This window comes from Kitasatospora fiedleri (genome assembly GCF_948472415.1).
Taxonomy (GTDB): Bacteria; Actinomycetota; Actinomycetes; order Streptomycetales; family Streptomycetaceae; genus Kitasatospora; species Kitasatospora fiedleri.
Genome location: NZ_OX419519.1, coordinates 6340078 through 6366315, shown reverse-complemented (window position 1 = coordinate 6366315; position 26238 = coordinate 6340078). Strand labels below are relative to the sequence as shown.

The following is a 26238-nucleotide window of genomic DNA, read 5'->3' as shown; positions in this document are numbered from 1 at the left end:
TCAGACGCTCAGCGACTCCAGCACCAGCAGCGCGGCCACCGCGAGGTTGGCCCACCGGTAGGTGACCAGCACGGCGACGAACTCGCGGATGGTCGCGCTGGGCCAGAAGTACGCGGCGGTGGGCGAGCCGACCACGTGGCCGTTGACGCCCTCGCGGCGGGCGAACACGGCGGCGCGGAAGGCGTGGAAGTTGTTGGTGACGACGACGCAGCGGTAGTCGGGGTCGTCGGCGGCCATGATCGCGTGGCTGAAGCGGAGGTTCTCCTCGGTGGTGCGGGAGCGGTCCTCGCGGATGATCCGGTCGGCGGGGAAGCCGTGCTCGACCAGGTGGTCGGCCATGGCGTGGGACTCGGGGAGCTGTTCGTCGGAGCCCTTGCCACCGGAGACGATCATGAACGGGGAGCGCCCGCGCTCGACCTGCCGCTCGTACAGGCGGCGGCCGCGCTCCAGGCGGCTGGCGAGCAGCGGCGGACGCGGCTGCCGTCGCGCAGGCCGGTGCCGAGGACGACCACGTAGTCGACGTCCTCGCGGGGGTCAGGCGGCCGTACAGGTAGGCGTAGCCGACGAAGCAGACGAACAGGAAGGAGAGGTAGCAGGCGAGTACGAAGACGGTGCGGGCGATCGCGACCAGCACCTCGGAGTCGGCCCCGGTCGCGGCCAGCAGCAGGGCGAACACCGCCAGGATGGCGAGGCCGGCCAGCAGGGCGAGCAGGCTGCCGAGGCTGCGGCCCTCCTTGCGGACCATCTTGAGCCCGTTGGCGATCAGCAACCCGGCAAGGACCAGGCTGCCCAGCGCGGGGGCCAGCACCACCACGATCAGGACGGCCTCGGCGGCGACCGAGTCGGCCCGGTGGAGGGTGGCGAGCAGGGCGAGGGTGAGCAGGGTGACGGAGAGTCCGAGGCAGACGGCGTTGCCGAAGCGGCGCCGGTCGCGCAGCACGCCGACGCCGAACAGCAACAGGAAGACGAGCGCGAGGGCGTACAGGAGCATGGGGGCAGCCTAGGGCCTGTCCTCGCACCGCCCGACGGCCCCGCCCGCGGGCCGAGCGGAACGGGGCCGGGCGGGGCCGGGCGGGGCCGGACGGGGCGGGGCGGGACGGAGCCGGACGGGGGCGGGCGCGGCGCGGCGGGCCGGGGTCGGTGAACGGGCCGTCAGCGGCGGCCGGCGAGGGTGCTGCCGACCACCGGGATGCCCTCGGCGAGGTCCTCGGCGATCATCCGCTTGGCGATGGTGTCGGCGGCGGCGCGCAGTTCGGCGCTGCGCGGGCGGCCGCGGTCCTCCTCCAGGCGGCGGTTGAGCCAGTCGGCCCAGGTGCGGGTGATGGTCGCGGCCTCCTGCGCGCCGGCCGGGGTGTGCTGGTAGAAGCCGCTGTCGCCCTCCAGGTAGCCCTCGGCGACCATCCGGTCGAAGACCGGCTGGAGCACCTCCGGGGGGATGCGGCGGCGGGCGGCGATCAGGTTGAGGCTGGCGTGGCCGACGGTGCGGGTGAACAGTTCGACCTGCATGACGGCCCAGGCGCCGGCCACGTCGAGGCGGGTGCCGGAGACGTGGACGACCTCCCGGGCGGTGTCCAGCCCGGCGCTGCCGAGGAGTTTGGCGACGGCGAGTTCGAGCAGCCGGGCGGAGTCGCCGGAGGAGGGCTGCGCGAAGCCCTCGCCCATGTCGGAGGAGCTGGCCCGGGCGGAGTCGCGGAGCTTGACCTGCTTGAGGAAGAGCGCGACCACGAAGCCGACCAGGGCGACCGGGATGGTCCACAGGAAGACGGTGTGCAGCGAGTCGGCGTACGCCTGGATGATCGGCGCGGCCTGGTCGGGGGCAGGTCGTGGACGCCGTGCGGGCTCTGCGCGGCGGCACCGAGCAGCCGCGGGTCGGCGCCGGTGGCCCGGGCGGACTCGGCGACGCCGTCGGCGAGGTTGGTCTTGAGCGTGTTGGCGTAGATGGTGCCGAAGACGGCGGTGCCGAACGAGGAGCCCAGGGTGCGGAAGAAGGTGACGCCCGAGGTGGCGGTGCCCAGGTCCGCGTAGTCGACGGTGTTCTGCACGGCGATGGTGAGCACCTGCATGCACAGGCCGATGCCGGTGCCGAGCACGAACATGTAGAGGCTGGCCAGCCAGGCGCTGGTGCCGACGTCCAGCAGCGAGAGCAGGTACAGGCCGGCGGCCATCACCAGCGAGCCGACGATCGGGAAGAACCGGTACTGGCCGGTCTTGGAGACCACGTTGCCGGAGAAGATCGAGGCGATCAGCAGGCCGAGCACCATCGGCAGGGTGCGCACGCCGGAGACGGTCGCCGAGTCGCCGTCGACGTACTGGAGGAAGGTCGGCAGGAAGGTCAGCGCGCCGAGCATGGCGAAGCCGACGATGAAGCTGAGGATCGAGCAGACCGTGAACACCTGGTTGCGGAACAGCCGCATCGGCAGGGTCGGTTGGGCCGCCCTGGTCTCGGCCCAGCAGAACAGGGCGAGCGCGACCACCCCGGCCACGAACAGGCCGATGATCGTGGCCGAGCCCCAGGCGTACTCGTTGCCGCCCCAACTGGTGGCCAGGATCAGGGCGCTGGCGCCGATCGCGACCAGCGCGATGCCCAGGTAGTCGATGACCGGGCGGACGGCGGACTTGACCACGGGATGTTCCGGGCGGCGGCGATCACCACCACGATCGCGATCGGCACGTTCACGTAGAACGCCCAGCGCCAGGACAGGTGGTCGGTGAACAGGCCGCCGAGCAGCGGGCCGATGACCGTGGCCACGCCGAACACCGCGCCGATCGCGCCCTGGTACTTGCCGCGCTCGCGCAGCGGGATGACGTCGGCGATGAGCGCCATCGAGGTGACCATCAGGCCGCCGGCGCCGACGCCCTGGACCGCCCGCCAGACGATCAGCAGCAGCATGTTCGTGGACAGACCGCACAGGAACGAGCCGATGATGAAGACGATCGTGGAGACCTGGAAGACGATCTTGCGGCCGAACAGGTCGCCCATCTTGCCGACCAGCGCCGTGGTGACGGTCTCCGCGAGCAGGTAGGAGGTCACCACCCAGGACATGTGGGCGGCGCCGCCGAGGTCGGCCACGATGGTGGGCAGCGCGGTGCCGACGATGGTCTGGTCGAGGGCGGCCAGCAGCATGCCGAGCACGATGGTGCCGAACACGACGTTCCGCTGCCGCCGGTCGAGGACGGGCGGGGCTGCCTGGCTGACTTGGCTGGAGGTGGTCACCCTCGCATCGTCACACTTCGTCCCGTTCTGTCCGGTCCGACACCCCGCCACTGCGCCGCACGATCGGCCGGTGGTGCGACAAGGGCCCGGGGCCGCCGCGCGCGAGGGCCACGGACCGCCCGACGACGACCGGCACCCCGTCCTCGCCCTCGCCCCTCGCCCTCGCCCTCGCCCTCGCCCTCGCCCGGCCGGCCGCCCTGGTCACCTCCCCCGCCCGGACGACCGTCCGAGCCGGGCGGCGGGGCCGGGCGCGGCGGCGGTCAGCGGGCCGCCGTCTCGGTGAGGGCGGTGTCCAGCGGGGTGGCGGGCGGGAGGCCGAGGGCGGTCTCGGTGGCGGTGGAGTCGATCAGGGCCGGGCGGTCGTACAGGTAGAGCATCTCCGGGACCTCGGCCATCACCACGTCCGCGCGGGCGGCCCCGGCGAGCACCTCGGTGCTCATCCGGTCCAGCCGCGGGGCGGGCGCGCCCGCCAACCGGGCCAGCCGGACGGCGAGTTCGCGGGCCGGGGCGTGCGAGGCGGACGGCACGTGCCAGGCCCGGCCCCAGGAGCGCTCGTCGCGGGCGGCGGCGACCAGGGTGCGGGCGGCGTCCCCGGTGTACGTCCAGCTGTGCGGGGCGTCGGGGTCGCCGGGGTAGGCGGCCGGCCGGCCCGCCAGCACCGGCGCGGCCACCAGCAGGGTGAACGGCGAGACGGCGCCCGCGCCGAGGAAGTCCCCGGCCCGCACCTCCGTCGCCCGGACCCGGCCCGCCCGGTGGGCGGCCAGCGCGTCCGCCCAGATCCGGGCCCGCACCTCGCCCTTGACGCTGCTCGGCCGCAGCGGCAGGTCCTCGGTGACCGGGCCGTCCACCGGCCCGTAGCCGTAGACGTTGCCCAGCATCACGTACCCGGCGCCGGTCCGCTCCGCCGCGCCCAGCAGCCCGGCGGCCAGCGCCGGGAACTCCTCCGGCCAGCGGTGGTACGGGGGCATCGCGCAGTTCACCAGCGCGGCGGCGCCGGAGGCGAGTCCGGCCAGCCGGACCGGGTCGGTGGCGTCGGCGGCGATCCGCTCGATCCGCGGGTGGACCGGGCCCGCGCCCCGGCGGGTCACCAGCCGGACCCGCTCACCGGCCCGGGCCAGCAGCAGCGCGGTGGCGGCTCCGGTCGCTCCGGCGCCCACGACGACGTACAGGGAGGACATGCGTGCTCTTCTCTCGCTCCGGGAACGCCGGGGCCTTGCGCGCCCCGGTCCCGCCAGCCTGCTCCCCGGGCCGGGCGCCGGGCAGTGGCCCGGATGCCGTCCGTGCGGAAGTTCGGGCCACCCGCCGCTCCCCCGCCCGGGGCCGCTCCCGGCGGCCCGTAGCCTGGCGGCCCGCACACCAGCGCCTCCGGAGGTCCGGGTCATGCACCGCGTCGCCGTCATCGCCGTCCCGCCCGTCACCGCCTTCGACCTGTCGATCCCCGACCTGGTCCTCGGCGAGGCCCGGGTCGACGGCCACCGCGCCTACCGGGTGCGGGTCTGCGGCAGCGCGCCGGGGCCGGTCGCCTCCGGCGGCAGCCTGCAGGTGGCCGTCCCGCACGGGCTGGAGGCCGTCGACGACGCCGACACCGTGCTGGTCACCGGCACGGGCGCCCGCGACGACGTCGACCCCGCGGTGCTGGCCGCACTGCGCCGGGCGCACGCGAACGGCGCGCGGATCGCCTCGATCTGCACCGGCGCGTTCGTCCTCGCCGAGGCCGGGCTGCTGGACGGCCGCACCGCCACCACCTTCTGGGCCCGGTCGGCGGAGTTCGCCCGCCGCTACCCGGCGGTGACGCTCCGCCCGGACGTGCTGTTCGTCGAGGACGGCACCGTGCTGACCTCGGCCGGGCTGTCCGCCGGCATCGACCTGTGCCTGCACCTGATCCGGCTGGACCACGGCACCGCCGCCGCGAACGCCGCCGCCCGGCTGATCGTCGCCGCACCCGTCCGGCCGGGCGGGCAGGCCCAGTTCATCCGGTCGCCGCTGCCGCCGGACCGGGCCGGCGCCTCGCTCGCCCCGACCCGCGCCTGGGCGCTGGAACGCCTGCACGAGCCGCTCGGCCGCCCCGCCCTCGCGGCGCACGCGAAGGTCAGCGTCCGGACCCTGACCCGCCGCTTCGAGGCCGAGACCGGCCTGACGCCGCTCCAGTGGCTCCTGCACCAGCGGGTCGACCGCGCCCGGGAGCTGCTGGAGACCACCGACCTGCCCGTCCCGCGGGTCGCCGAGCTCAGCGGCCTGGCCACCGCCGACTCGCTGCGCCACCACCTGGCCCGCCGCACCGGCCTCACCCCGACCGCCTACCGCGCCGCGTTCACCCGGCGCGGGTGACCGCGGCGCCACGGTGCGCCGGTGTCAGGAGTGGCGCGCCAGGTCCCCGGTGAAGCCCTGCTGGACGAAGTGCAGCGAGCCGTCCTTGTTCGGGGTGAGGACGCCGTCGCCGGCGAGCGGGGTGCAGCCGGCGCTGACCGTCTCGGGCAGCGAGCGGGCCACCAGGCGGGTCTTGGTCGCGGAGACCAGGGCCGCCTCGTTGGTGCACACGACCTGATTGGTGCCCAGGCCGCCGTCGCTCTCCACGAAGGCGATCGTGTCACCGACCGCACCCTGGTGGACGGTGATCCGGATGACGAGCCGCGGCCCGTTCCCGGACGCGCTGATCGGCCCCTCGAAGATGCCCAGGAACGCGTCCGCGACGGCGTCCCCGTCGTCGGAGGGAGAGGGCGAGGGGGACGCCGACGGGGAGGGCGAGGGCGCGGGCTCGGCCTTCTTGCTGTCGTGCCCGGCCGGGGTGACCGTCCCGGTCGGCCGGGCGCTCCGGCTGCTGGTGACCGCCGGGCTGCCGGACGGGCCGTCCGCGACGTCGTCCGTCCCGCCCGTCCCGCCCGTCGCGGCCCACACGCCCAGGCCCGCCAGCACCGCCGCGACGACACCGGTGGCGACCAGCGGCGCCACCCGGCGCTTGGCCGGCGGCTGCGGGGCGGGGTACGGCGCGGGCGTGTGCGGCTGGGGGTACGGGTACTGGCCGGGCGGGGTGGACGCGGCGGCCGGGTAGCCCGGCGGGGGCGGGCCGAAGCCCGGGGACGCCGGGTACGGGGCGGTGGCCGCCTGGTACGGGGCGGTCGGCGGCGCGGCGGGCGTCGGCGGCGCGGCCAGGACGGTGGGCGGGGGCAGCGGCCGCGACTCCAGGTCGAGCAGGGCGACGGCCATCCGCGCCACCTCCTCGGAGACCGCGCCGGGCAGCCAGCCCCGGTCCCCGAGCCCGGTCTGGCCCGCGGCGCTGCGGACCAGCCGCTCCCGGATGGCGGCCGGGGTCGGCCGGCGCTCCGGGTCCTTGTCCAGGCAGTTGCGCACCAGTTCGAGCAACTCGCCGTCCAGGCCGTCGAGTTCCGGCTCCTCGTGGACGATCCGGTAGAGCAGTCCGGCGGCGCTGTCCTGCTCGCCGAACGGGGCCCGCCCGGTGGCGGCGAAGGCGAGCACCGCGCCGAGCCCGAACACGTCGCCGGCCGGTCCGGACGGTCGGCCCCGGGCCTGCTCGGGCGACATGAACCCGGGCGAGCCGACCACGTAGCCGGACCTGGTCAGGGCGGAGGTCGCGTCCAGCGCCCGGGAGATGCCGAAGTCGATCAGCCGCGGCCCGTCCAGCGCCAGCAGCACGTTCGACGGCTTGACGTCCCGGTGGAGCAGCCCCAGCTCGTGCACGGCCGCCAGGGCGTCGGCCAGGCCGGTGCCCAGCGCCCGCACGGTGACCGGCGGCAGCGGCCCGAACTGCCGCACCGCGTCCGACAGCGAGGGCCCGGCGACGTAGCCGGTGGCCACCCACGGCTGCGGTCCCTCGGTGTCGGCGTCCAGCACCGGCGCGGTCCACCGGCCGCCGACCCGCCGGGCCGCGGCCACCTCCTGCCGGAAGCGCTGCCGGAACTCCCGGTCCCCGGCGAACTCCTGGCGGACCGTCTTCACCGCCACCGTCCGGCCGCCCGCCGTCCGCCCGAGGAACACCTCGCCCATGCCGCCGGCCCCCAGCCGCCCGAGCAGCCGGTACGGGCCGACCGTGTGCGGATCGCCCGCCCCGAGAGTCTCCAACGTTCCGTGCTCCTAGGCTGGTTCCGCGCTGCTGTCAGGAGAAGCCCCCGCGACCGATCACAGGACCTTCACCGGGCACCCTAGAGGTCCGCCCCCTCCCGACGACACCGCCCGGCCCTTTTCCAGACCGGATCGGAACCTGACGGTGACGCACCGCGGACACGGGGGCCGGTCAGCGCCGGTCAGCGCCGGTCGCGTTGCCGCGGACGGCGGCGCGGAAGGCGGTGGGGGTGGTGCCGGTGCGCTGGTGGAAGAACTTGGCGAAGTTGGCGGCGTCGGCGAAGCCCAGGTGGTCGGCGATCCGAGCGGCGGAGCTGTCGCTGTGGGCGAGCAGGCGCTTGGCCTCCAAGACGGCCCGGCGGTCGACGAACTCCTTGGCGCCGACGCCCGCGGCGGCCAGGGTGGCCCGGGAGAGGGTGCGCGGGGAGTAGCCGAGCAGCCGCGCGTAGTCCTCGACCCGGCGGGTGCGGGTGAAGTGGTGCTCGACGGCCTGCCGGAAGCGCCGGTAGGTCTCGCCGGGTTCGTTCGCGGCGCTGCCGCACGGCACGGCGGGGTGGGCCAGCCGCAGCAGCAGCGCGGCCAGCAGGTGGCGCAGCAGGGCGTGGCGGACCTCGGCGGGCAGGTCCGCGCCGGAGGCGTACTCGCGGTGCAGGTGGCGCACCGCGTGGAGCAGGGCCTCCCGGTCGGTGCCGTCGGTGTGCAGGACGGCGGCGGCGAAGGGGTCGTCGAGCCGGGCGGCGGCGACGGTCGCCGGGTCGGGGAAGCCTGGTTCGAAGAGCACCAGGGTGCCGTCCGCGTCGCCGAGTTCGCCCCACTGCTGGACCTGGCCGGGCCGGACCCAGAGCCAGCTGCCGGGTTCGACGGTGTGCGCGGTGAAGTCGACGGTGTGGCGCAGCCGGCCGCGTTCCAGGGTGAGCAGGTGGTGGAAGGCGGGGCGCTGCGGGCGGTGGAAGTCCCCGTCGGTGGCGGTGGCCCGGCGGGCGCGCAGGTCGGCGAGCGTCATGACCTCGACGCCGGCCGGTCCGCCGGGTGGCGCGGTGAACGGGACCTCGGGGATCGCCGTCCCGGACGTCTGGGGTTGGTTCGCTCGCATGGTCACCACATCCGCTGCCAGGCTACCTCCGGTCGATCTTCCACCGGGAGGGCGGAAGGGCCGGGCGCGGGGCCGGGGGCCCGGTGGCGCGGCCCTTGACCACCGCCCGGCGGCCGGTGGAACGTGGGGCCTCCCCCCACCCACCCCGAGGAGCGCGGATGGCCCCCCAGTTCGGCGACTACCAGAACGAGATCTACTTCGAGGCGCTGTTCGGCGTCGCCCCGACGTACCCGATGACGTACGCGGGCCTGTCCGAGCGGGCCCGGGCGGCGCTCGCGCCGGAGCTGTGGTCGTACGTCGCGGGCGGGGCGGGCGACGAGCACACCCAGCGGGCGAACGCCGCGGCGTTCGAGCGGTGGGGGCTGGTGCCGCGGATGCTGGTGGGCGCCAAGGAGCGGGACCTGCGGGTGGACCTGTTCGGGCTGGAGCTGGCCTCGCCGCTGTTCCTGGCGCCGGTGGGGGTGGTGGGGCTGTGCGCGCCGGACGGGCACGGGGACGTGGCGACGGCCCGGGCGGCGGCCCGCACGGGGGTGCCGATGGTGGCCTCGACGCTCTCGGTGGACCCGATGGAGGCGGTGGCGGCGGAGCTGGGCGACACCCCGGGCTTCTTCCAGCTGTACACGCCGACCGACCGGGCGCTGGCCGAGTCGCTGGTGCACCGGGCGGAGGCGGCCGGGTTCAAGGCGCTGGTGGTCACCCTGGACACCTGGGTGACCGGCTGGCGGCCGCGCGACCTGGGCAGCGGGAGCTTCCCGCAGCTGCGCGGGCACTGCCTGGCGAACTACACCTCGGACCCGGTGTTCCGGGCCCGGCTCCAGGACCCGGACGGGGACCCGCGGGGCGCGGTGATGGACTGGGTGCAGGTCTTCGGCAACCCGCTGACCTGGGACGACCTGCCGTGGCTGCGTTCGCTGACCGGGCTGCCGCTCGTGCTGAAGGGCCTGTGCCACCCGGAGGACGTGCGCCGGGCCGTGGACGCGGGCGTGGACGGGGTCTACTGCTCGAACCACGGGGGCCGGCAGGCGAACGGCGGGCTGCCCGCGCTGGAGTCGCTGGCCGAGGTGGTCGAGGCGGCGGACGGCCGGCCGGTGCTGTTCGACTCGGGCGTGCGCAGCGGCGCGGACGTGGTCAAGGCGCTGGCGCTGGGCGCGACGGCGGTGGGCGTGGGGCGGCCGTACGTGTACGGGCTGGCGCTGGGCGGGGAGGCGGGCGCGGTGCACGTGCTGCGCTCGCTGCTGGCGGAGGCGGACCTGCTGATGGCGGTGGACGGCTACCCGTCGCTGGAGAGTCTGCGCGCGCCGGGCGCGCTGCGGCGCTGCTGAGCGCCGGGTCCGGCGCTCCGGCTTATTGCGACTTACTTGCAATAACAGTTGGCATGCAGCAGAGTGGAGCCGCGGGGTCGTCCGACGATCGTCTTCCCAACCGGCGTCCGCCGGGACGCGGCGCCGGCCCCGCGCCAGACCTCTCCCCCGCGCGCCCGCCCGGCTCGGCGCCCGTACCTGCCCGGCTCGGCGCCCGCCCGCCCCCGGCGCGCTCAGGGCTCGACCGGCAGGCGCACCACCATGGTCTTGCCGCCACCGTCCGGATCGGCGACGGTCTCCGTCACCCCGCCGGCCAGCGCGGCCAGCTCGTGCACCAGACCCAGGCCCCAGCCGCCGCTGCCGTCCTGGTGCGGGACTTCGGGGCGCTGCGGGCAGTGCGGGTGCCGGTCGTGCACCCGGATCGCCAGTTCGCCCGCGCCGAAGTCGAGTTGGAGCATGGTGCGGGGCGAGCGCGGGGCGGCGTGGCGGACCGCGTTGGTGACCAGTTCGCTGACCACCAGTAGCACGGTGTCGGTCAGCGGATCGTCCGGGCCGATCCCGCGGGCGGCCAGTTCGGCGCGCGCCCCCCGGCGCGCCTCGGGTACGGACGCGGGCACGGTCGCCAGGCTCAGGCAGTAGCGCACGCTCTGGGGTGGGTCCGCGACGGCCATGGTCGGTCCCTTCGCAACGGGGGCGACCGGGGTGGGAGCGGAAGGGCGCCGTCGTCCGGCCGCGTCGGGGCTCGGCAGCCCTGCCCCGTCCGAGCGAACCGGACAGATCACCGATACTCAGTACGGTAAGGCCGAACGGGCCCGACTGCGGCGGCGGATGCTGGACAGTGGCCACAACTCGCCACCACCCCGCGCATCCCGGGGATCGGGTCCGCCGACCTGCCGGAACCGCTCGGCCCCGGTCCGCCGGGGGGCAACGCCGCACCCGCGGGTGCCGGACGGATGCGGCCGCAGGCGGGGTGACGGGTCGTCAGATCGGCGATCCGGCCCCGGGGATGCGTTCGAAGACCAGGTTGGTGCGGGTCTGCGCGACCGCCGGGTGGGTGGTCAGGTGGTCGACCACGAAGCAGCGCAGCGCCTCCGGGTCGGCCACCGCCACGTGCAGCAGGTAGTCGTCGCTGCCCGCCATGTGGAACACCGCCAGCACGCCCGGCAGCCCGGGCGCGGCGGCCCGGAAGCTGCCGTTCTGCTCCCGGGTGTGCGCCCGCAGCCGCACCGAGATCATCGCCTGGAGCGGCAGCCCGACCGCCGGCAGGTCCACCTCCGCGTGGTACCCGGCGATCACCCCGCGCCCGCGCAGCGCCCGCACCCGCGCCAGGCAGGTGGACGGGGCCACCCCGACCTGCTCGGCCAGCGCGTTGTTGGGCGTGCGGGCGTCGGCCAGCAGCGCCCGCACGATCGCGCGGTCGACCTCGTCGAGCTCCGCCGCGCGGGCCCGTGGAATGTTCGGCACGCCACCAGCGTGGCGGCCCGCGCCGAACATCCGCAAGGGTGCCGCCGTCCCCGCCGAATCATCTGCCGTCACTCTGGCCATTCGACGCCCACCCGTTCACCATCGAGCGCCATGAGCCGACTCGACACCCGAGCCGTGCACGCCGGCCGCGACGACCTCGCCGGACTCGGCACGCACGTCCCCCCGCTCGACCTGTCCACCACCTACCCCGTACCGGACCTCACCACCGGCGGCGACGCCTACCAGGCGCTGGCCACCGGCGGACGCCCGCCCGCCGAGGGCGGCCTGGTCTACCAGCGGCTGTGGAACCCCACCGTCGCCCGCTTCGAACAGGCGCTGGCCGAACTGGAGGGCTGCGCCGAGGCGGTGGCCTTCTCCTCCGGCATGGCCGCGCTCTCCGCCTGCCTGCTCGCCGCCGCCGCGGAGGGCCGCCGGCACGTGGTCGCGCTGCGCCCGCTGTACGGCGGCTCCGACCACCTGCTGGACTCCGGCCTGCTCGGCACCGAGGTGACCTGGGCCGCCCCCGACACGCTGGCCGCCGCGCTGCGCCCCGACACCGGGCTCGTCCTGGTCGAGACCCCCGGCAACCCCACCCTGGACCTGCTCGACCTGGCCGTGACCGCCGAGCGCTGCGGCGGCGTCCCGCTGCTGGTCGACAACACCTTCGCCACCCCGGTCCTGCAGAACCCCGCCGCGTTCGGCGCCACCCTGGTGCTGCACTCGGCGACCAAGTCGATCGGCGGCCACGGCGACGTGCTGGCCGGGGCGGTGGCCTGCACCGCCGCGTGGGCGGAGCGGCTGCGCCGGGTCCGGGCCGTCACCGGCGCCGTCCTGCACCCGCTGGCCGGGTACCTGCTGCACCGCGGCCTGCAGACCCTGCCGCTGCGGGTGCGCGCCGCCTCCGCCTCCGCCGCCCGGATCGCCGACTGGCTGGCCGAACAGCCCGAGGTCGCCGCCGTGCACTACCCCGGCCGCTCCGGCTCGCCGCTGCTCGGACGCCAACTCCGCGGCGGCGGAAGCACCCTGGCCTTCGAGGCGGTCGGCGGCTCGGCGCACGCCGCGGCGATCGCCGAGCGCTGCGAACTGATCACCCACGCGGTCTCGCTCGGCGGCGTCGACACCCTGATCCAGCACCCCGCCTCGCTCACCCACCGCCCGGTGGCCGCCGCGCACAAGCCCGCCGGGGCCGTCCTGCGGCTCTCCGTCGGCCTGGAGGACCCGGACGACCTGATCGCCGACCTGGCCAAGGCACTGCTGCGCTGAGCGGGCCGTCACCGCACCCCGGAGGCCGCCCGCAGGTGGTCGAGCACCAGCGGGTCTATCCGGCCCTCGGCGAGGCGGCCCTCCAGGTTCTCCACCCCGGCCCAGCGGTCCAGCGAGTCGTACCCGAGCCCGCCCAGCAACCGCCGCACCTCCTCGGCCAGTTCACCCTCCAGCGGGAGCAGCTCGGCCGGGTCGGACACCCCGTGCAGCACCTCGTGGACGGCCAGCAGACGCCCCAACTCGCCCACCGGGTCCGGGTGGTCGTCCACCCGCAGGTCGTACGCGAGGTCGCCCCACCCGCCGACGCCCTTCCCCGGGTCCACCACGTACAGCGCGGCGCCCTGCCGCCCGCGGGCGTCCCCGCCCGCCGCGTCCCCGGCCGCGAGGGCGGCCACCAGCCGTCCGGCGAACGGCAGTTCGGCGGAGGCCAGCCAGGCCGACCGCATCTCCCGCACCACCTCGGGCCCGGTCAGGATGTTCCCCTGCACCGCGTACCCGTCCCCGGCCAGGCCCCCCGCCCAGGGCAGGCACTCCTCCCCCGTGTACGTCTCCGCCCGCCCGTCCGCCCCGACCACGCCCAACTGCCGGTGCGCGCGCCGCTCGTCGGCCGCCAGCAGCGCCGCCACCGCCTCCGCCGGCGAGGCCCCGCTGCGCAGCATCGCCATCCCCTGCGGCCGGTACGCCAGATTGGCCCACGCCTGCGTCGCCAACGCCCCGACCCCCGCCTCGGCCGCGGGCACCAACGCCCCCACCGAGAGGAACTTGCTCGCCACTGCCACACCGAGCGCACTGCCCTGCCGGGCCACGATGGAAAAGGTCACGACCGGCGACGATAGCCCTCCCCGGGCGGTTCGTCCACGCCCGGCGACCCCCCGGCAAACCCCGGCACAACGCGCGACAGGGGCGCGGTTCCCCGCACCCCCGGTTCCGCCGTCCGGCGCGGCAGCCCCCCGCGCTCAGAGGTCGAACGTGGCGCGCTTCTCCTCCGGCACCAGCGTCACGTACTCCGGGTGCTTGGCGATCCAGCCGCGGATGAACGGGCAGTACGGCAGGACGTTCGCGCCGCGGTCGCGGACGGTGTCCAGGGCGGCGCGGGCCAGTTTGCCGCCCAGGCCCTGGCCCTCGAAGGCGGGGTCGATGACGGTGTGGACGAAGGCGAACGTCCGCCCCTCGTCGCGGAGTTGGTACTCGGCGAAGCCGGCGGGGCCGGCGTCGGTGCTGATCTCGAAGCGGGACTGCTCGGCGTTGTCGCGGATCTGGGGTTCCATCGGTGTCTGCTCCTCGGGTCAGTGGGCGCGCAGCGCCGCGAGTTGCTGGGCGAAGGGGACGACCTGCTCGGTCGGCCGGGCGTGGGGGGTGGCGGGCCGGCCGGCGAGGCTCTCGGTGAGTTCGCCGGCCGCCCGGGCGATCCGTCCGGCGAGCGAGCCGTCGCCGCCGTCGGTGCCGTCGGCGCCCCAGTCCTCGGAGGCGGCGAAGACCGCGGTGGGGACGACGGCGGCGCGCAGGTAGGAGAACAGCGGGCGCAGGGCGTGTTCGAGGGCGAGGCTGTGCCGGGCGGTGCCGCCGGTGGCGGCGATCAGCACGGGCTTGCCGGTCAGCGCGTCCCGGTCGAGCACGTCCACGAAGGACTTGAACAGCCCGCTGTAGGAGGCGGAGAAGATCGGCGTGACGGCGATCAGCCCGTCCGCCTCCTCGACCGCCCGCACGGCGTCGCGCAGCGCGGGCGGCGGGAAGCCGGTGACCAGGTTGTCGGCGATGTCCCGGGCGAGTCCGCGCAGTTCGACCACCCGGACGTCGACCGCCCGGCCGGCCGCGCGCAGGTCGCGGGCGGTGGCCTCGGCGAGGCGGTCGGCGAGCAGCCGGGTGGAGGACGGGACGCTCAGGCCGGCCGTCACCACGACGAGGTCGAGGGCGTTCACGGGGTGGTCACCTCCTCGCGGGCGGCGACCCGCGCGGCGTGGGTGGGGCCGTCGGGCACCTGCGCGGGGCGGCCGGCCGCGAACTCCTTGCGCAGCACCGGGACGACCTCCTCGCCGAGCAGGTCGAGCTGTTCCAGGACGGTCTTGAGCGGGAGCCCGGCGTGGTCCATCAGGAAGAGCTGGCGCTGGTAGTCGCCGAAGGTCTCGCGGAAGGCGAGCGTCTTCTCGATGACCTCCTGCGGGCTGCCGACGGTGAGCGGGGTCTGCTCGGTGAACTCCTCCAGCGAGGGGCCGTGGCCGTAGACCGGGGCGTTGTCGAAGTAGGGGCGGAACTCGCGGACCGCGTCCTGGGAGTTGGCGCGCATGAAGACCTGCCCGCCGAGGCCGACGATCGCCTGCTCGGGGGTGCCGTGGCCGTAGTGGGCGTAGCGCTCCCGGTAGAGCTCGATCAGGCGCTGGAAGTGCTCCTTGGGCCAGAAGATGTTGTTGGCGAAGAAGCCGTCGCCGTAGTAGGCGGCCTGTTCGGCGATCTCGGGGCTGCGGATGGAGCCGTGCCAGACGAACGGCGGGGTGTCGTCGAGCGGGCGCGGGGTGGAGGTGAAGGACTGCAGCGGGGTGCGGAAGCGGCCCTGCCAGTCGACGTTCTCCTCGCGCCAGAGCTGGTGCAGCAGCGCGTAGTTCTCGACCGCGAGCGGGATGCCCTGGCGGATGTCCTTGCCGAACCACGGGTAGACCGGGCCGGTGTTGCCGCGGCCCATCATCACGTCGACCCGGCCCTCGGCGAGGTGCTGGAGCATCGCGAAGTCCTCGGCGATCTTCACCGGGTCGTTGGTGGTGATCAGCGTGGTGGAGGTGGAGAGGATCAGCTTCTCGGTCCGGGCCGCGACGTAGCCGAGCATGGTGGTCGGCGAGGACGGGACGAACGGCGGGTTGTGGTGCTCGCCGGTGGCGAACACGTCGAGCCCGACCTCCTCGGCCTTGAGCGCGATGGCCACCATGGCCTTGATCCGCTCGTGCTCGGTGGGGGTCCGCCCGGTGGTGGGGTCGGTGGTCACGTCGCCGACGCTGAAGATGCCGAACTGCACCGTTCTCAACTCCTTCGAGGTTGATTCAACATTCAACCACTCGCGACAACGGGACGCCACCCCGACCTATTCCCGCCACGGCGCTCCCGGGGTTGACCGAATCGCCGACACTCTCAGCGATCGTACGGGCACGCAGAGTTGACCGGCCGACGTCCGGTCCGCTTACCTGAGGTGCGGCACCGGAAGCGGACGGTCACCCCGCCGCGCCGGAGCCCTCCCGCGTCCCGCCCGACCGCCCCGGAGTGTCCGTGCGCCTGCGCCAGTTCCTCGCCCCGCTCGTCGCCGCCGTCGCCCTGTTCGCCACCGCCGCGCCCGGCGCGTCCGCCGCCCCCGTCGAGGTGCGGATCGGCCTCGGCCTCGGCACCGAGTGCTCCGCCGCCTTCCGGCACGACGACGCCCGCCTCGGCCCCGACCGGCTGCCCGACGCCGGGCCGGTCGGCCGCCAGCTGTTCGGCTACCTGCGCACCGGGCTGCTCGGCGAGCAGCAGTTCCTGAGCACCTACTACGACAGCGCGGCGGGCAGCTGGAAGTACCCGCCCTCCGACGGCTACCTGCTGCTGCCCGACGGCACCCCGATCGAGGGCGAGACCACCCTGCGGCCCGGCCAGGCCGTCGACCGCTACGGCAGCGAGTACGGCGCGTTCCTCGCCCCCGAGGGCCTGCCGTACGCCAACCGCTCGATCCCGCCGTCCAGCCTGGACGGCAGCCCGGCGGCCGGGTGCAACTACCACGACTACCGGGTGCTCAAGCCGTTCGAGGTGCACTCCGGCCCGATCGCGCCCTGGTTCGGCCAGCCCGGCCTGGGCCTCCAGTACCAGTTGGACGGCGCCCTGGTGCCGGGCGCCCCGAGCCGGCTGAACGTGGCCTGGCTGGTCGCCAACGGCTACCTCGATCGGATCATCTGACGCCGCCCCCGGCCGGGCCGACACCGCCCGGGCCCGCACCGCCGCCCCCGGCCCGCACCGCCCCGCTCCCGCCCGAACCGACACCGCTCCCGCCCGGGCCGACGCCCTCCCCGGACAGGCCCGCACCGCCCCCGGCCCGGCCGGCCAGCGCCTCGTCCAGCCAGGCCAACCAGAACGACTCCAGTTGGATGCCCGCCCGCAGCACCAGGTGCTGCGGGCGGTTCTCCGTCTCGGCCCGCTCCGGCGGGAAGTCCCGCCGCTCGATCTCCAGGTACTCCGCCAACTGCGCCCGGTGCAGCTCGCGGTGCCGGGCCAGCTCCGCCTCCAGCCCGCCCGTCCCGAGCACGGCGGCCGCCCGCAGCCGCAGCAGCAGCGGGTCGCGGACCGGCTTCGGGTCCTGCGCCAGGGCGGTCCACCGGGCCAGTTCCGCCCGCCCCTCCGGCAGCACCTCGTACTCCTTGCGCTGCCCCCGCCCGGCCGCCGGCCCGGACGCCCGCACCAGCCCCTCGCGCTCCAGCCGCCCCAGTTCGCGGTAGATCTGCTGGTGGGTGGCCGACCAGAAGAACCCGATCGACCGGTCGAACCGCCGGGTCAGCTCCAGCCCCGAGGACGGCTTCTCCAGCAGGGCGGTGAGGATCGCGTGCGGCAGTGACATGCGGCGATCGTACGGGTGGGGCCGGTCCGGACCGCCGCGCGGGCCGGGCGGCGCGCGGTGACGGGACGCCAAGTGCGGCCCGCCGCAGGGGCGTTGACGCCGGGTCTCCGGGCGGGAAAACTCTTGCGGGGTCTTGCGCAGCCCCGCCGCCGGTCCGCATACTCCCGGATAGCGCCTGTCAGGAGCACATCAAAAACCGGCCCATGAGGCCGGTCCCGACCGCTCCTGCCCGCGCCTCACGGCCCCTACCCCAGGGCCTCTCCCACTCCCCCAGGAGGAGATCTGTGAGGACCACGCGCACCACCTCCCGCCCGCGCCGCACCGGCGGCCGCCTGCTCGCCGTGGCCGCCGCCCTCGCGGCGGCGACCGCCCTCGCGGTGCCCGCCGCCGGGGCCGCCACCCCGGCGCCGGACGCCGCGACGCTGGCCCGGGTCAGCGACTCGGTCGAGCTCAGCGGCGTCAGCGGCATCGCCTGGCACACCGACACCGCCACCGGACGGATCGTGGTGACCGCCGACAGCACCGTCACCCCGGCCGCGCTGGCCCGGCTCACCGCGGCCGCCGGGGCGGACGCCGCCCGCCTCAAGGTCGAGCGCACCTCCGGCACCTTCAGCCCCAAACTGTCCGCGGGCGCCGCGATCTACGGCGGCGGCTACCGCTGCTCGCTGGGCTTCAACGTGGTCAAGGGCAGCACGTACTACTTCCTCACCGCCGGGCACTGCGGCAACATCGCCAGCACCTGGTACACCAACTCCGGCCAGAGCACGGTGGCCGGCACCACCTCCGGCTCCAGCTTCCCGGGCAACGACTACGCCCTGGTCCGCTACACCAACACCTCGCTCAGCCACCCGGGCGGCTTCACCGCCGCCAACGCCGTCGTCGGGGAGTCCGTCAAGCGCACCGGCTCGACCACCGGCACCCACAGCGGCAAGGTCACCGCCCTGAACGCCACCGTCCGCTACTCCGACGGCGGCACCGTCAGCGGCCTGATCCAGACCACCGTGTGCGCCGAGGGCGGCGACTCCGGCGGCCCGCTGTACGACGGCACCAAGGCGCTGGGCCTGACCTCCGGCGGCAGCGGCGACTGCACCTCCGGCGGCACCACGTTCTTCCAGCCCGTCACCGAGGCGCTGTCGGCGTACGGGGTCTCGCTCTACTGATCCCGGCGCGGGGCCGCCCCACCGGACCCGCCCGACGCCCGCCCGACGCCCACCGGAGCCCCGGCCCCGGTGGGCGTCGGCGCGCGCTCAGAGCGCGGCGGCCAGCCGGGTGCCCTGGTCGATGGCGCGCTTGGCGTCGAGTTCGGCGGCCACGTCGGCGCCGCCGATCAGGTGCGGTTCGACGCCGCGCCCGCGCAGCGCGTCGAGCAGCTCGCGGCGGGGCTCCTGGCCCGCGCACAGCACCACGGTGTCGACCGGCAGGACCTGCTCCTCGCCGCCCACGGTGACGTGCAGGCCCGCGTCGTCGATCCGGCGGTACTCGACGCCGGGGACCATCACCACGCCGCGGTGGCGCAGTTCGGTGCGGTGGATCCAGCCGGTGGTCTTGCCGAGCCCGGCACCGACCTTGCCGCTCTTGCGCTGGAGCAGGAAGACGCTGCGCGGGCTCGCGGCCCGGACGGGGGCGGCCAGGCCGCCGGGGGCGGTGTGCTCGCGGTCGACGCCCCACTGGGCGAGGAAGTCGGCGCCGCTGCCCGGGTCGGTGAGGTACTCGGCGACGTCGAAGCCGATGCCGCCCGCGCCGATCACCGCGACCCGGTCGCCGACCTTCGCGCCGTCGCGCAGCACGTCCAGGTAGCCGAGCACGCTGGGGTGGTCGACGCCGTCGATCTCCGGGACGCGCGGGCTGACGCCGGTGGCCAGCACCACCTCGTCCCAGCCGGTCAGGGTGTCCGCGTCGGCGACCGTCCCGAGGCGCAACTCGACGCCGGTGCGGGCGAGTTCGTGCCGGTAGTAGCGCAGCGTCTCGTCGAACTCCTGCTTGCCGGGCACCCGCCGGGCGACGTTCAGCTGTCCGCCGATCGCGTCGGCGGCGTCGAACAGGGTGACGTGGTGGCCGCGGTCGGCGGCGGAGGTGGCGAAGGCGAGGCCGGCCGGTCCGGCGCCGACCACGGCGATCCGCTTGGCCCGGCGGGTGGGGGCGAGGACGAGTTCGGTCTCGTGGCAGGCGCGCGGGTTGACCAGGCAGGAGGTGATCTTCGCGCTGAAGGTGTGGTCCAGGCACGCCTGGTTGCAGCCGATGCAGGTGTTGATCGCCTCGGGGGCGCCGGCGGCGGCCTTGTTGACGAAGGCGGGGTCGGCGAGCATCGGCCGGGCCAGCGAGACCAGGTCGGCGTGGCCGGTGGCGAGCAGGTGCTCGGCGACCTCGGGGGTGTTGATCCGGTTGGTGGTGACCAGCGGGATGCCGACCTTCCCCATCAGCTTCTTCGTCACCCAGGCGTAGGCGCCGCGCGGCACCGAGGTGGCGATGGTGGGGATGCGGGCCTCGTGCCAGCCGATGCCGGTGTTGATCAGGGTGGCCCCGGCCGCCTCGACCTCCCGGGCCAGCCGGACCACCTCGTCGAAGGTGGACCCGCCGGGGACGAGGTCGAGCATGGAGAGCCGGTAGATCAGGATGAAGTCCGGCCCGACCCGCTCGCGCACCCGGCGGACGATCTCGACCGGGAAGCGCATCCGGTTCTCGTAGGAGCCGCCCCAGTCGTCGGTGCGGTGGTTGGTCTGGGCGGCGACGAACTCGTTGATCAGGTAGCCCTCGGAGCCCATCACCTCCACGCCGTCGTACCCGGCGGAGCGGGCGAGTTCGGCGCAGCGCGCGAAGTCCTCGACGGTCCGCTCGATCTGCTCCGCGGTCAGCTCGTGCGGGACGTACGGGCTGATCGGGGCCTGGAGGGCGGACGGGGCGACCAGGTCCTCGTGGTAGGCGTACCGGCCGAAGTGCAGGATCTGCAGCGCGATCTTCCCGCCCGCGGCGTGCACGGCGTCGGTGATCGCCCGGTGCTCGGCGGCCTCGGCGGCGGTGGTGAGCTTGGCGCCGCCCGACCAGGGCCGGCCGGCCTCGTTGGGGGCGATGCCACCGGTGACGATCAGGCCGACGCCGCCGCGGGCGCGCTCCGCGTAGAAGGCCGCCATCCGCGCGAAGCCGTCCTCGGCCTCCTCCAGCCCGACGTGCATGGAGCCCATCACCACCCGGTTCGGCAGGGTGGTGAAGCCCAGGTCGAGCGGGGCCAGCAGGTGGGGGTACGCAGCAGTCATCGACGCCTCCGGTCAGGATTTGTTACCCAACGGTAGGGCGCGGTGGACCAGCTATGCAACTAGTTGCACAAACGCGGGCGGACCGGCGGCTCCCCCGTCACCGCCGCCGCCCCCGCCGGGTGCCCTCCGCCCACCGGACGGCGGGGACGGCCAGCGCGAGGAAACCCGCCGCGGCGGCCACCACGGCCGCCCAGGCGATCCAGGCCCGCCCGGGGCCGAGCCCCGCGAGCCAGAAGTGGTGGACCGCGGCGAACGCGGCGCAGAACGCCGACATGCCGGCCGTCACGGCCGTGAGCCGGACCTGGTACGAGGCCATCACCCCTCCTCGGGTTCGACGTGCGGCACGGGTCCGCGGGGCGGCGGCCCGGCGGCCGCGCCCCGCGGACGGTGTCGGTGTCGGTGTCACGCGGCTGCCCGGGCGGGTCACCCGTGCCGGGGGTGGCCCGCGTCGCCCCCCACCACGACCCGGTCGGCGCCGGGCTCCTCGGACCGCTCCACTATGGTCACGTCGACCTCCCCGTCCCCGGTGGTGTCGAACTGGTAGAGGTCGGCCTTGCCGTCGCCGGTGGTGTCGGTCAGCCAGACGTCGGGCCTGCCGTCACCGTTGGTGTCGGCGCTGAGCAGGAGGTGGTCCTCGCCGCCCTGGGTCTCGATCGGCTCTTCGGTGCGCTCAGTGGTGTCCATGGCCCCCGGCTGCCCCCGGGCCGCCGGGCGAAACGGCCTGACCCGGCGTCAGCCCGGCGCCCGTCCCCGGGTCCGGACCGCCCGGGCCGGGCCCGGCGTTAGAGTCGTGGCATGAGTGCGGACGAGACGAGCGCGCGGATCGACAGCTGGATCTGGGCGGTCCGGCTGATCAAGACCCGCTCGGCGGCGGGCGCGGCCTGCCGGGCCGGGCACGTCAAGCTGAACGGGGCCACCGCGAAGCCCGCGCAGCACGTCAAGGCGGGTGACGACGTCCGGGTCCGGATCGAGGGCCGGGAGCGGGTCGTCCAGGTGGTGCGCCCGATCGCCAAGCGGGTCGGCGCGCCCGTCGCCGAGACCTGCTACGTCGACCACAGCCCCCCGCCGCCGCCGCGCACCGAGCGCCCGGCCGCCGTCGCCCAGCGCGACCGGGGCGCCGGGCGGCCGACCAAGCGCGAGCGGCGCGACCTCGACCGGCTCAAGGACGGCTACCGGCCGTACTTCTGAGGACGCACCGCGGCCCGCGCGGACTCCTCAGCCCGGGGCGTCGGACCGCAGGGTGCCGGGGAAGCGGGCGAGGTCCGGCAGCAGCGCGGGGTCGAGCGGGGCGGTGAGCTGGAATTCGGTCAGGGTGACCGGGCAGCCCTGCGCCACGAGCTGGACCAGGGCGCTCAGGCGGTGGTTCCCGTCCAGGACGAGGTAGCTGCCGTCCCCGAGCGAGTAGCTGGCGAACACCAGGGAGATGCCCGGGCCGTTCGCCGAGCGCGCGTACTGGTCACGGAGCACCAGGATGCGCTTCCACGTCTCGGGCGGGACGGCCGAGGAGTCCGCCGCGGCCTCGGTGAGGCGCACCGGCACGGCGTCCCGACTGTCGTACGCGGCCGGGCCGTGCGAGTCGCGGTACCAGGGAGCGTAGAAGCGGTCCAGCGCGTCGGTTCCGTAGGGCGGGACGTGGGTGACGGCCTTCCGGACCCGGACCGAGCCGTCGCCGCGGGCCGCGAGTTCCGCCAGGGCCTCCCACCTGAGCCACGTGCGGATGCGGTCCGGCCCCGCGGTGAAGTGCTTCCGGAACAGGTCGAAGGGGACGTGCCCGGAGGTGAATCCGTGCAGCTCGCGGGTTTCGGGATCGATGGCGGACGACCAGTGCGCGGCCAGCACGGGCGAGCGCCGGGCGTTGTGCGCCGTCGTCTCCCTCAGCCGGCGGACCACGTCGGCGAGGTCGGCCCAGTCCTGGTCGGTCCACGCGGCGTAGGAACGCAGCGACGACTCCCAGCCCGCCCGAACGGTCCTGAGCACCACGAGGACCGTCTCCAGGTACTCCTCCTGCATCGCCGGGCTGGCGAGCGGCAGCAGCGCCATGGCAGCCCGGCAGTCGTACAGCGACCGGTACGTCGGGCCCGGCAGGCTGCCCGCGCGCAGCATCGGCACGCTGGCGGTCAGGATCGCGACCTTCTCCGTCAACTGTAGGTCCGCGAGCGCCTCCTGGATCTCCCCCTGCCTGCGCGCGAGCAGCATTCCCACGACCATGGTGGTCACTGCGCCCAACCCGAAGTTGGCGGCCCAGTCCGACAGGCTCCACGCCTGCCCCTCCCACCACAGCGCCCCGTCGAGCAGTCCGGCCGCCAGCGGTAACACGGCCAGCGGCCAGTAGCTTCTCCACAGCACCTTCGCGCCCGAGCCCATCCCGGCCACCCCCTCACGGCAAGGACGCGCGGCGGCCCGGAAAAGTTGCCGCGCGCACGACGGTCGCGGTGGGGGCCGGCTCCCGGCGCGCCGCTCCGCGCGCCCACCGCGGCGGCGGGGCCGGCCCGGTGCGGCCGGGACCGGCCCGCCGCTCGGCCCGGGCCGGTCCGGGGCTCAGCCCCGGTCGGCGTCCGCGGCGTCTTCGGCGTCCTCGGCGAGGTCCTCGTCGGCCTGGTCCTTGGCGGCCTGCACCTGCTCGGCGAACCGTTCGGCGGAGATCCGCTCCACCGTGGCCCCATACTTCGCGGCCAGCGCGTCGGCGGGCCCGGTCTCGTCCTCGACCAGGTCGACCACCAGCAGGGCGCGGCCGTTGTCGACCCGTGAGGAGAGCACGATCAGGCCCGCGCCGCCGTCGGTGATCTCGGCCTGCTCGGCGGCGTTGCCGATCGCCGCGCCCGCGGCGAAGCCCAGCAGCACGCCGATCGGGCCGCCGAGCAGCCCGACCAGGCCGCCGACCAGGCCGGAGCCGACGGTGGGGACGCCCGCGCCGCGGATGTGGCTCTCCGGGACGTCGAGGATGCCCTCCGCGTCGCGCTCCAGCACCGCGACCTGCCGGGCCCCGGGCAGGTGCATCGCGTCCTCGTAGGCCAGGCGGCACCGCGCCCGGTCCTCGAAGCCGAGCAGCAGCACGTTGTGGTGGTGGTCGTGGTGGTCGCTCATCGCGGTTCCCTTCGCCTTGCCGACAGTCGTCCCGCCCCGGCGCGCCGCGCCGGACACAGCACGGGCCCATCCTGCCCGCGCCGCCCGGACCCATGCCCGCGCCGCGCCGCCGGGAGCGGGCCCGGGGCGGCGGCCGGACGGCGGCGGCCGCACCGCCGGGCCCCCGGGCGGAGCGGCGATAATGGACCCCATGGCCCGCCGACGCACCCCCGCCCCCGCCGCTCCCGCCGACTGCCCGTGCGGCCTGCCCGCCCGGTACGCCGACTGCTGCGGCCGGCTGCACCGCGGCGAGGCCGCCGCGGGCAGCGCCGAGCAGCTGATGCGCTCCCGGTTCAGCGCCTTCGCGGTCCACGACGAGCCGTACCTGCTGCGCTCCTGGCACCCGGACACCCGGCCCGCCGCGGTGGACTTCGACCCCGCGCTGCGCTGGGAGCGGCTGGAGATCCTCGGCGCCGGCGAGGGCGGCCCGTTCCACACCGAGGGCACCGTCGAGTTCCGCGCCCACTACCTGGAGGGCGGCCGCCCCGGCGCGCTGCACGAGCGCAGCCGCTTCGTCCGCCACCGGGGCGAGTGGGTCTACCTGGACGGCGACACCACGACCTGACGTCCCGTCAACTTCCGTTTGCCAGGCGGTGCTTGAGGCCGAGCAGCGCCCCGCCCGGGCCGCGCGGGCGCAGCCAGCCGGTGTCCGTGCGGTCGACGGCGCCGAAGCGGTACTTGTACGGTTCGGCGCCGCGCAGGAAGTCGAAGGTGCGCACGCCCTCGGCCGCGCAGTTGCGGATCGCCGCGTCGACCAGCGCGGTGCCCAGCGAGTCGGCGGCGAAGCGCGGGTCCCAGCCGGTCTGGTAGTAGGCGAACCGGTCGGCCCAGCGGAAGCCGTACAGCACGCCCACCACCTCGTCCCCGCGCCGGGCGAGCTGGAAGGCCGGGCCGCACCCGGGGGCGGAGCCCTGCACCAGCAGCCGGTGCAGCGGCAGCCGGTCGGCCCCGAAGCTGCTGGCCCCGCCCGCGGCGGCCGCCCGGCGCAGCCGGTGCAGGCGCAGCAGTTCGTCCAGCAGGTCGGGCCGGGCGGCGGTGGGCGGCAGCCAGTGGAAGTCGACTCCGGCCGCGGCGAGCCGCCGGTGGGCGCGCCGGTTGGCGGCCCGGAAGTCCCGGGAGCCGAGCCGGTCGGGCCCGGCGGCGAGGTCGGCGCGCGGGCAGGCGGTCCGGGCCACCGGGCGGGCACCGGCGGGCGGCAGGCCGGTGTGCGCGGGGTCCAGGTTCGGCAGCCAGAGCGTCTCGCGCCGGGCCCGGTCGGCCAGCCAGGCGGCCACCTCGGCCCGCCGGTGCGGGCGGGCGGTGGGCCCGCAGTGGTCGGCGGCGCCGGGCCCGGCGCCGAGCAGGGTGAGCACCGGCACCTCGACCGGTGCCCGCCGGTGCACCCGCAGCCGGGCGGCGCCGAGCGGCAGCACCGCCTCGGCCCGCCCGTCCGGGCCCCGCCACACCGCGACCTCCCCGGGCTGCCCGGCCCCCAGCGTGCGCCACCAGGCGAGCACCCAGTCCGGCCCGGCGAACCACGAGCCGTCCGGGTCTGCGGCGACCAACTCCCGCCAGTCGTGCACGAGTTCCCCGCCCAGTTCGGGCGTCCGGTGGATCTCCGGCACCGCCCCGCCCCCTCTCCCGCCCGCCACGTCCCGCCCCTTCCGCCCCGCACCGTCCGCCCCGGCCCCGGCCGCTGTCAACCCTCGGTGTCCGAAAGGGAGTTCACCTGCCGCCGCGCAGCCGGTGCACGGCCGGGTGCAGTCCGGACAGGATGGTGTCGAAGCGGTCCCGGCCGGTGTGCGAGTTGACCCGCAGGCGGCTGATCCGCAGCCGGTGGGCCGGGGCGAGTTCGGCGTGCCGGTGGTCGAAGAGGAATCCGGTGCGGTAGCCGAGGGTGCGAAGGACCCGGTCGGCGCGCGGGTCGTAGTTGCCGTTCGGGTAGGCGAAGGTGGTCGGCGGTCGGCCCATCCACCGGGTCAGCCGCTCGTGCGCGCCCAGGAGTTGGGCGTCGACGTCGGCGTCGGCGCAGCGGTCCAGGCAGGGGTGGGAGGCGGTGTGGCTGCCGATCGCCACCCCGGCGTCGGCCAGGGTGTGCAGGTCGGCGCGGCTCAACTGCCGCTGCCGGGGCGCCTGCCGGGTGGCGGTGGCGCGCAACTCGACCAGCGCGCGCCGCCGTTCGGGGTCGGCCAGGTCCTTGAGGCGGCGGACGGCGGCGGTCGGGCCGAGGCCGTGCAGCGGTTCGGCGCGGGCGCCGTGCCGGACCAGGTGGGCGGCCTCGGTCCACCAGTACGGCTGGTCGGTGCCGATCAGGTCGGTGATCACGTAGGCGGCGGCGGGGATGCCGAGCCGGGCCAGCACCGGCAGCGCCTCGGTGAGCACGGTGCGGTCGCCGTCGTCGAAGGTGACCAGCACGCTGCGGGCGGGCAGCGGGCGGCGGTGCTCGGCGGCCCGGGCGACCTCGTCGGGGCCGACCGGGCGGGCGGTGCGGGCCAGGCGTTCCATCTGGGCGCGGAACGCCGCCGGGTCGTCGACGCCGTGGTAGGCGAGCACGGCGAGGCGGCGGGCGGCGCGGGCCCGGAAGACCGGTTGCAGCGGGGAGCGCCGCAGCAGGGCGTCGATGTTCCGCCGCCGCCCGGTGGTACGGTCCGTCGTCGGCATGGCCGTCTCCCCTCACGGTGGTCACGGTGGCGCGTGCGGGTGCCGCGGGCGGTCGGCCCGTCGGTCCGCCGGCCCGCCGGAGTCGAAGGTCATCAGAATCCCATGAACGGGTAATGCCTGTCCCAAGTTCGCCGAAGCCCGCCGGGCGGGCCGGGCGCCACCTGTCCGGATCATCCGCTGAGCGGGACATACCACGCGTTGGCATAGTTCGGGGGGACCGCTGCCCGCCCGCCCAGGGGAGTGCCCGC

25 protein-coding genes and 2 pseudogenes are annotated in these 26238 nt (G+C 75.6%); 7 read left to right on the top strand and 20 right to left on the bottom strand.

Annotated features, from left to right (window positions below; genetic code table 11):
- The 4 genes and pseudogenes from QMQ26_RS28680 to QMQ26_RS28670 all read right to left on the bottom strand — a co-directional run bounded on the left by QMQ26_RS28680 (window position 1) and on the right by QMQ26_RS28670 (window position 4392).
- Window positions 1-991 (bottom strand): annotated as a pseudogene (locus QMQ26_RS28680) (YdcF family protein).
- A gap of 161 nt (window positions 992-1152) precedes the next feature.
- Window positions 1153-1506, bottom strand: a complete 354-nt coding sequence (locus QMQ26_RS38420; RefSeq protein WP_404813979.1) for a hypothetical protein — start codon at window positions 1504-1506, stop codon at window positions 1153-1155.
- A pseudogene (locus tag QMQ26_RS28675) lies at window positions 1455-3124 on the bottom strand (MDR family MFS transporter). The gene QMQ26_RS38420 and the pseudogene QMQ26_RS28675 overlap by 52 nt, the downstream one beginning before the upstream one ends.
- Before the next feature lie 350 nt (window positions 3125-3474).
- Window positions 3475-4392 (bottom strand): NAD-dependent epimerase/dehydratase family protein, encoded by a 918-nt coding sequence (locus tag QMQ26_RS28670; RefSeq protein ID WP_282203229.1) that lies wholly within the window; start codon window positions 4390-4392, stop codon window positions 3475-3477.
- 202 nt (window positions 4393-4594) lie between these two features.
- Between QMQ26_RS28670 and QMQ26_RS28665 the strand changes: the two genes are divergently transcribed.
- Window positions 4595-5542: a GlxA family transcriptional regulator gene (locus QMQ26_RS28665; protein WP_282203228.1), complete on the top strand. Its 948-nt coding sequence runs from the start codon at window positions 4595-4597 to the stop codon at window positions 5540-5542.
- A gap of 24 nt (window positions 5543-5566) precedes the next feature.
- On the opposite strand, the gene QMQ26_RS28660 is transcribed toward QMQ26_RS28665, so the two are convergent.
- Window positions 5567-7291, bottom strand: a complete 1725-nt coding sequence (locus QMQ26_RS28660; protein WP_282203227.1) for a serine/threonine-protein kinase — start codon at window positions 7289-7291, stop codon at window positions 5567-5569.
- A 172-nt stretch (window positions 7292-7463) separates the two neighbouring features.
- Window positions 7464-8384 (bottom strand): helix-turn-helix domain-containing protein, encoded by a 921-nt coding sequence (locus QMQ26_RS28655; RefSeq protein WP_282203226.1) that lies wholly within the window; start codon window positions 8382-8384, stop codon window positions 7464-7466.
- 158 nt (window positions 8385-8542) lie between these two features.
- Between QMQ26_RS28655 and QMQ26_RS28650 the strand changes: the two genes are divergently transcribed.
- Entirely contained in the window at window positions 8543-9706 is a 1164-nt protein-coding gene (locus QMQ26_RS28650) for an alpha-hydroxy-acid oxidizing protein (RefSeq protein ID WP_282203225.1), read from the top strand.
- Window positions 9707-9918: 212 nt separating this feature from the next.
- On the opposite strand, the gene QMQ26_RS28645 is transcribed toward QMQ26_RS28650, so the two are convergent.
- Together QMQ26_RS28645 and QMQ26_RS28640 are read right to left on the bottom strand one after the other, a co-directional pair.
- Window positions 9919-10356 (bottom strand): ATP-binding protein, encoded by a 438-nt coding sequence (locus QMQ26_RS28645; RefSeq protein WP_100839716.1) that lies wholly within the window; start codon window positions 10354-10356, stop codon window positions 9919-9921.
- Between the two features lie 310 nt (window positions 10357-10666).
- Entirely contained in the window at window positions 10667-11149 is a 483-nt protein-coding gene (locus QMQ26_RS28640) for an Lrp/AsnC family transcriptional regulator (protein ID WP_233533582.1), read from the bottom strand.
- A 111-nt stretch (window positions 11150-11260) separates the two neighbouring features.
- On the opposite strand from QMQ26_RS28640, the gene QMQ26_RS28635 reads away from it, so the two are divergent.
- Window positions 11261-12412: a trans-sulfuration enzyme family protein gene (locus QMQ26_RS28635; RefSeq protein WP_282203224.1), complete on the top strand. Its 1152-nt coding sequence runs from the start codon at window positions 11261-11263 to the stop codon at window positions 12410-12412.
- A gap of 8 nt (window positions 12413-12420) precedes the next feature.
- Here the strand turns inward: QMQ26_RS28635 and QMQ26_RS28630 are convergent, their stop codons facing one another.
- The 4 genes from QMQ26_RS28630 to QMQ26_RS28615 all read right to left on the bottom strand — a co-directional run bounded on the left by QMQ26_RS28630 (window position 12421) and on the right by QMQ26_RS28615 (window position 15416).
- A complete protein-coding gene (locus QMQ26_RS28630; RefSeq protein WP_282203223.1) occupies window positions 12421-13233 on the bottom strand; it encodes a DUF1028 domain-containing protein in 813 nt (270 codons plus the stop codon).
- A gap of 135 nt (window positions 13234-13368) precedes the next feature.
- A complete protein-coding gene (locus QMQ26_RS28625) occupies window positions 13369-13680 on the bottom strand; it encodes a GNAT family N-acetyltransferase (protein WP_100839720.1) in 312 nt (103 codons plus the stop codon).
- 18 nt (window positions 13681-13698) lie between these two features.
- Window positions 13699-14331, bottom strand: coding sequence for an FMN reductase (locus QMQ26_RS28620; protein WP_282203222.1), 633 nt, complete (start codon window positions 14329-14331; stop codon window positions 13699-13701).
- Window positions 14328-15416 carry an LLM class flavin-dependent oxidoreductase gene (locus QMQ26_RS28615; RefSeq protein WP_100839722.1) on the bottom strand — a complete coding sequence of 363 codons (1089 nt, stop codon included), beginning with the start codon at window positions 15414-15416 and terminating at the stop codon, window positions 14328-14330. Before QMQ26_RS28615 ends, QMQ26_RS28620 begins: the two co-directional genes overlap by 4 nt.
- Window positions 15417-15664: 248 nt before the next feature.
- Here QMQ26_RS28615 and QMQ26_RS28610 point away from each other — a divergent pair, with 248 nt between their 5' ends.
- Window positions 15665-16321, top strand: coding sequence for a TNT domain-containing protein (locus QMQ26_RS28610; RefSeq protein WP_282203221.1), 657 nt, complete (start codon window positions 15665-15667; stop codon window positions 16319-16321).
- Here the strand turns inward: QMQ26_RS28610 and QMQ26_RS28605 are convergent.
- Window positions 16314-16976 (bottom strand): PadR family transcriptional regulator, encoded by a 663-nt coding sequence (locus tag QMQ26_RS28605; protein ID WP_404813978.1) that lies wholly within the window; start codon window positions 16974-16976, stop codon window positions 16314-16316. The two genes, QMQ26_RS28610 and QMQ26_RS28605, sit on opposite strands and share 8 nt — an antisense overlap.
- A gap of 284 nt (window positions 16977-17260) precedes the next feature.
- On the opposite strand from QMQ26_RS28605, the gene QMQ26_RS28600 reads away from it, so the two are divergent.
- On the top strand, window positions 17261-18136 hold the full coding sequence (locus QMQ26_RS28600; RefSeq protein WP_282203220.1) for a S1 family peptidase: 876 nt from the start codon (window positions 17261-17263) through the stop codon (window positions 18134-18136).
- Window positions 18137-18223: 87 nt separating this feature from the next.
- On the opposite strand, the gene QMQ26_RS28595 is transcribed toward QMQ26_RS28600, so the two are convergent.
- From QMQ26_RS28595 to QMQ26_RS28585, 3 genes are all read right to left on the bottom strand, one after another.
- Entirely contained in the window at window positions 18224-20227 is a 2004-nt protein-coding gene (locus QMQ26_RS28595; RefSeq protein WP_282203219.1) for an oxidoreductase, read from the bottom strand.
- Window positions 20228-20324: 97 nt separating this feature from the next.
- Entirely contained in the window at window positions 20325-20543 is a 219-nt protein-coding gene (locus QMQ26_RS28590; protein WP_100839726.1) for a hypothetical protein, read from the bottom strand.
- Between the two features lie 107 nt (window positions 20544-20650).
- Complete coding sequence (locus QMQ26_RS28585) at window positions 20651-20911, bottom strand: hypothetical protein (protein ID WP_100839727.1); 261 nt, start codon at window positions 20909-20911, stop codon at window positions 20651-20653.
- A gap of 111 nt (window positions 20912-21022) precedes the next feature.
- Between QMQ26_RS28585 and QMQ26_RS28580 the strand changes: the two genes are divergently transcribed.
- Window positions 21023-21415 carry an RNA-binding S4 domain-containing protein gene (locus QMQ26_RS28580; RefSeq protein ID WP_282203218.1) on the top strand — a complete coding sequence of 131 codons (393 nt, stop codon included), beginning with the start codon at window positions 21023-21025 and terminating at the stop codon, window positions 21413-21415.
- Window positions 21416-21442: 27 nt separating this feature from the next.
- On the opposite strand, the gene QMQ26_RS28575 is transcribed toward QMQ26_RS28580, so the two are convergent.
- Both QMQ26_RS28575 and QMQ26_RS28570 read right to left on the bottom strand, forming a co-directional pair.
- Entirely contained in the window at window positions 21443-22591 is a 1149-nt protein-coding gene (locus QMQ26_RS28575; RefSeq protein WP_282203217.1) for a ParB N-terminal domain-containing protein, read from the bottom strand.
- 174 nt (window positions 22592-22765) lie between these two features.
- A complete protein-coding gene (locus tag QMQ26_RS28570; RefSeq protein ID WP_282203216.1) occupies window positions 22766-23311 on the bottom strand; it encodes a histidine kinase in 546 nt (181 codons plus the stop codon).
- 190 nt (window positions 23312-23501) lie between these two features.
- On the opposite strand from QMQ26_RS28570, the gene QMQ26_RS28565 reads away from it, so the two are divergent.
- Window positions 23502-23915, top strand: a complete 414-nt coding sequence (locus QMQ26_RS28565; protein ID WP_100840622.1) for a YchJ family protein — start codon at window positions 23502-23504, stop codon at window positions 23913-23915.
- Between the two features lie 7 nt (window positions 23916-23922).
- Here the strand turns inward: QMQ26_RS28565 and QMQ26_RS28560 are convergent, their stop codons facing one another.
- The gene (locus QMQ26_RS28560; protein WP_282203215.1) at window positions 23923-24954 is read right to left on the bottom strand and encodes a GNAT family N-acetyltransferase; all 1032 of its coding nucleotides are present in this window, start codon (window positions 24952-24954) and stop codon (window positions 23923-23925) included.
- Between the two features lie 100 nt (window positions 24955-25054).
- A complete protein-coding gene (locus QMQ26_RS28555; protein ID WP_282203214.1) occupies window positions 25055-25990 on the bottom strand; it encodes a polysaccharide deacetylase family protein in 936 nt (311 codons plus the stop codon).
- Between the last annotated feature and the right edge of the window lie 248 nt (window positions 25991-26238).